Here is a 4333-nt window from a genome sequence, read left to right as displayed (position 1 = left end):
TGGGGGGTGGTTTTGTAGGTGAAGGTGGGGGGGGTGGTCGAGGTCGGGGGAGAGTAGGAGACAGGTCTCGATGATCTCTCGCGGGTGCTTGTGGGGTCTAGGGATGAGCCGGACGGTGGTCGCCAACGGGGGGCAGGTGTGGGTGCGGTAGCGGTGGGTGGCACAGTTGATCTTGTTTGGGTGGTGCCGGGTCCGCTCGAAGGGGTCAGGTCTTGTGGGGGAGGGCTGTGGTGGTGGTTGGGAACGGCTTGGCCCCCCGCCCTGGGGGCGGGGGGCGGTGGGTTTAGTCGAGTGTGATGTCTTTCGGGTAGTCGTCGGGGTTGCGTCGTCGGGGGATGAGGCGGGCTGAGTTGATGGCGATCTCGGTGGCGAGTTCGGGGAGGATGTGGGTGTAGGTGTCGGCGGTGAGCATGATTGTGGAGTGGCCGAGGAGGTCTTGGACGGCTTTGAGGGCGGCGCCGGCGGCGAGTGCGAGGGTGGCTGCTCCGTGTCGGAGGCCATGGAGGCTGATGGGGGGTAGGTCGGCTTCCTGGAGGAGCACGCGGAAGCGGTTCATGAGGTGTTCGGGGTGAATGAGGTTGCCGTCGGGGTGGGTGAACGCGAGTCCGGTGTCGGGCCAGGCTGAGCCGGCCGCGAGGCGGGCAGCGTGTTGGCGAGTGCGGCTGATTTTTAGGACGGTGATGGTGCCGGGGTCGAGAGAAATGGTGCGTTCGCCGGCGTCGGACTTGGGAGGGCCGATGTGGGTGGTGTAGCCGATTTGGGTAACTTGCCGGCGGATGGTGAGGGTTGCGCTGGTGAAGTCGATGTCGTCCCAGTGGATGCCGACGGATTCGCCGCGGCGTAGTCCGCGGTAGGCGATCAGGTGGAAGATGGGGTAAAGAGGGTCTGTCTGGATGTGGTCGAGAAAGTGTCCGGTGTGTGTGGGGGTCCAGACCATGACAGGTGATGGTTTGGTCCCGGTCTGGCGCCAGCGGGCGACCCGTTCATCGGTCCATAGGAGTGCTTTGGGGCGTTTCCCGGATGCGAGTTCCAGGTACTTTGCGGGGTTGTGGGTCATGATGCCGCGGCGGATCGCGTCGTTGAGTCCTGCTCGGAGTACTTCGCGGATGCGCTGCTGGGTGGCGGGACCGGTGATCCTTCTGCGTCGCGCAGCTCGTCTGATTTCGGGATCGTCGGATTCACGGTCCTCGAGAATTTTCTTGTTGGTCTGGTCGATGGCGGTGAACATGTCGTCGAGATGGCCGACGGTGAGTTTGGTGAGGCGGATGTCACCGATGGCGGGGGTGATATGAACTCGGATGTAGCCGGCGTAGCCGTTTCGGGTGGTGGGGCGGATTGTTTTGCGGTTCTCCAGCCACCGGGTGAACCAGTTGGCGACGGTGAGGTCGGGGTCGAGGTCAGCGTTGCGTCGGTAACGGTTTTCTACTTCGCTTGTCTCGGGTAGCGGCGTTGCGCTGGTGATGGCGTTTCCGATGAGGTCGGCGATGCGCGAAGTCCGCTCATGTCGCCTTCCTCCGCGATGGCGAGGAGAGCGTCGATGCGCTCGAGTTCGCCGTGGGCTGCATCGCGTGTGGCGAATCCGCCGCGGCTCACGAGCCGTCGTTTTCCGTCGGGGTGGGGTGGCAGGTCAACGCGGTAGGCCCAGGTTCCGTGGTCGGAGCGCCATCCGCCATTCGGGCGGCGGATTTTGGGGCAGGAACGCCCGATCTGGCGGCCGGTTTTCGGGTCTCTACAGCCACATTTTTTGAACAGGGATCCCTTCGCCATTACGAGCTCCTGTCTCGTTGTTCCACGCGAAATCCGTCGTATGTGCGGCGGATGGGAATATTGATGCTCGGTGGAAACCGGTTTGTCAAGCCGGTTCGGTCGGATGTGTATCGATTCCCAACAGATTCTTGAGGGGGCCGGTGGGGACGATATATCGACGTCCGACGCGAATGGCGGGGACAGGGAACTTCTTCTGGCGGGCGAGTACATAGCTGGTGGTGCGTCCGATGCCGAGGATTTCCCCGGCTGTGACGATGTCGACGACGGTGCCGATATGGCGGATCTCTGCGTCGGTCCAGGTCTTCACAGAGCCCTTTCTCGGAAGGATCTGTGTCTCGAGGTTCGCGGCCTGTGCCGTGACGCTGGCGCGCGGGGAGCGACACCCCACGCGCAGGACGCCGCGGCGACCCATGTCCGTGCGGCAGGCCCTGCTACACGCGCGACGGTGGTGCCTGACGGTGATCTGACTGTTGTTGCGTGTGCAACATGTGTCAGATCACCGTCAGATCACTGTCAGATAGCGTTGACGCAGGCCAGGGTCGCTGTCAGGCCTGCTGGACGCGCGTCGGCCGGGCTATTCGGTGGGCGTGAGGAGAAGGACGTCCTCGTGGGCGGTGACGTGCAGGGGGGTGCCGGCGGCGTGGGCGGTGCGGGCGTTGTGGAGGGCGAAGAAGGTCGTGCGGGGCACCAGACGGGGCCCGCGCAGGCCGGCGAGGAGGGCGGCGGCGCGGCCGGCGCGGACGAGCCCTACCTGCTGGGCGCTGTGCAGGATGGCGCCGGGCAAGTCGATGAACTCGCCGTCCTGGCGATACGGGCGCACAGCGATCGCGACGATTCCCCCGGGTCGCAGAAGGGCTGCGGCGCCGGTGAGAATGTCGGTGAATCCGGTGAGGAGTTCGGCCAGGTCGGCGGCGGCGAGGTTCCCGGGCCGGCCGGCGCTGTAGGTGTAGTCGCGTTTGCGGACGCCGTGTATCCGGTCGGCGTCGACGGTGCCGTGGGTCGCTTTACCGTAGGGCGGTGAGGTAAGAATCAGCGCTGCCTGTCCTCGCGCGGCCTCGGGCGCGAGTCCGGGAAGGCGGCGGGAGTCACCGGTGATGAGCTGGATGGTGCCGGTGGCGCCCTGAGTGTGCGCGAGGACGGCGTTGGCGCGGCCGATACCTGCCCAGCGGGGTTCGTATTCGATCCCGAGCGCATTGCGGCCAAGGTGTGCGGCTTCCACCAGCGTGGTGCCGATGCCGCACATGGGGTCGACGACGAGATCACCCGGTGCGGTGAAGGTGGTGATGATGTGGCGGGCGAGGGCGGGCAGCATGCGGGCGGGGTGCGCGAGGGATTCAGGGGTGTAACGGTGCAGGCGCTGGAAGCGGGGGTGGGTCTGCGACACCGCCCAGACGGTGAGAGGAAGGGGGGTGTGCCGGTCAGCCACGCGCACCACCACCGGGTCGGTTGAACACTGCCAGGTCGGTGTGGACGGGTTCCAACAACCCGCCGCTCGAGGGGTTCTCGGGGGGCGGGTGGAGTTCTCCGTCGTGGATGGGGCTGGTGAGGATGATGATGTGCTGGAGATAGCGCAGCCCAGCGGCGCGGGCGGCGGTGATGGTGTCCGCGAGCGGGTCGTGTTCCCCGCTGGTGGGGGTGTGCACGGTGAGGAGGTATCCCCCCGGTCGGAGTATTGCCGTGAGCGTGCTCAGGTCGGGGAGGAGGTTTTCCGGGCTGGTGGCGGGCGGGTGGTCGATGATGAGGCCGGCGTCGCGTTCCCGGCAGTGTGGGAGAACCGGGGTGGCGGCGGTCTGCTGGGTGCGGTGGAGCGCGAGGTATCGGCGGCCGAGGTAGTCGGCGGCGCCGAGGAGGATTCCGCTGTCGTCGATCCCGATCACGAGGTCGCCGGTGTGGCTGAAGGTGGCAATGGCGCGGGCCGCGGCATCGGCGGGGAGAGCCCCGGGGATTTCTGGGGTGGTGGTGGGCCAGACGGTGAGTGGAATGATCCGCGGCTGATCGGTTCGGGTGGGACGGGGCTGAGGCACTCGGTTCCTCCGCAACAGGATGTCGCCGGTTCGCCGCTCGGAAAGGGCGGCTGGTGGCCGGGGGCTGTTCGGGTCCGAGTGAAGTCCAGGGTGTCTGACGGTGATCTGACACAGATCTGACTCTGATCATCTGCGTGGTGCGAGGTGATGTGTCAGATCACCGTCAGATCAGTGTCAGATCACGGTCAGATCGTTTCCGGACGTCTCTTCGCCGTGCCTGTCTGGGCGTGGATGAGTGTCAGATCACCGTCAGATGGGGTGTGGCGTCCTTGGGGTCGACGAAGCACAGGGCCTCACGGACGGGAGTCCAACCATCGTGTTGTACGAGTCTGAGAACGCGGCGGAATCGTCGCTGGACAGGGTTGAGGCGTCGTTTCTGACGCTGACGGAGTCCCCGGGCGGCCTGGGGGTGAACCAAGGCTCCGGCACGCTCGCGTTCTGAGTTGATCTGTCCGTGATCTTCGGGTCTGGTGGTTCGTCCGGGTTGTCAGGGGAAGCCGTGAAGGTCGAGTGCGGCGGTGGCGGTCTTGTGGGCGCGGCGG

General features: G+C 66.0%; 5 protein-coding genes and 1 pseudogene. All 6 read right to left on the bottom strand.

All coding sequences use genetic code 11. The features are described from left to right. Window positions 1-283: 283 nt before the first annotated feature. The 6 genes and pseudogenes from AB1460_RS35995 to AB1460_RS35970 all read right to left on the bottom strand — a co-directional run bounded on the left by AB1460_RS35995 (window position 284) and on the right by AB1460_RS35970 (window position 3791). Window positions 284-1228, bottom strand: coding sequence for a site-specific integrase (locus AB1460_RS35995; protein ID WP_368966946.1), 945 nt, complete (start codon window positions 1226-1228; stop codon window positions 284-286). A gap of 63 nt (window positions 1229-1291) precedes the next feature. Continuing rightward, window positions 1292-1336 (bottom strand): annotated as a pseudogene (locus AB1460_RS35990) (hypothetical protein); the annotation flags it as partial. A gap of 86 nt (window positions 1337-1422) precedes the next feature. Beyond that, window positions 1423-1767 carry a hypothetical protein gene (locus AB1460_RS35985; RefSeq protein WP_368966944.1) on the bottom strand — a complete coding sequence of 115 codons (345 nt, stop codon included), beginning with the start codon at window positions 1765-1767 and terminating at the stop codon, window positions 1423-1425. Between the two features lie 85 nt (window positions 1768-1852). Then, window positions 1853-2074: a DNA-binding protein gene (locus AB1460_RS35980; protein ID WP_368966942.1), complete on the bottom strand. Its 222-nt coding sequence runs from the start codon at window positions 2072-2074 to the stop codon at window positions 1853-1855. Window positions 2075-2341: 267 nt separating this feature from the next. Then, complete coding sequence (locus AB1460_RS35975; protein WP_368966947.1) at window positions 2342-3199, bottom strand: TRM11 family SAM-dependent methyltransferase; 858 nt, start codon at window positions 3197-3199, stop codon at window positions 2342-2344. Next, window positions 3186-3791 carry a hypothetical protein gene (locus tag AB1460_RS35970; RefSeq protein ID WP_368966940.1) on the bottom strand — a complete coding sequence of 202 codons (606 nt, stop codon included), beginning with the start codon at window positions 3789-3791 and terminating at the stop codon, window positions 3186-3188. The genes AB1460_RS35975 and AB1460_RS35970 overlap by 14 nt, the downstream gene beginning before the upstream one ends. Between the last annotated feature and the right edge of the window lie 542 nt (window positions 3792-4333).

The sequence above is a fragment of the Parafrankia sp. FMc2 genome, assembly GCF_041008525.1.
Classification (GTDB): Bacteria; Actinomycetota; Actinomycetes; order Frankiales; family Frankiaceae; genus Parafrankia.
This window is presented reverse-complemented; position numbering and strand designations above follow the sequence as displayed.

Excerpts from the sequence above, each read along its gene's own strand:
- AB1460_RS35995 (WP_368966946.1), bottom strand. The coding sequence starts at position 1,228 with ATGTTCACCGCCATCGACCAGACCAACAAGAAAATTCTCGAGGACCGT.
- AB1460_RS35985 (WP_368966944.1), bottom strand. The coding sequence starts at position 1,767 with ATGGCGAAGGGATCCCTGTTCAAAAAATGTGGCTGTAGAGACCCGAAA.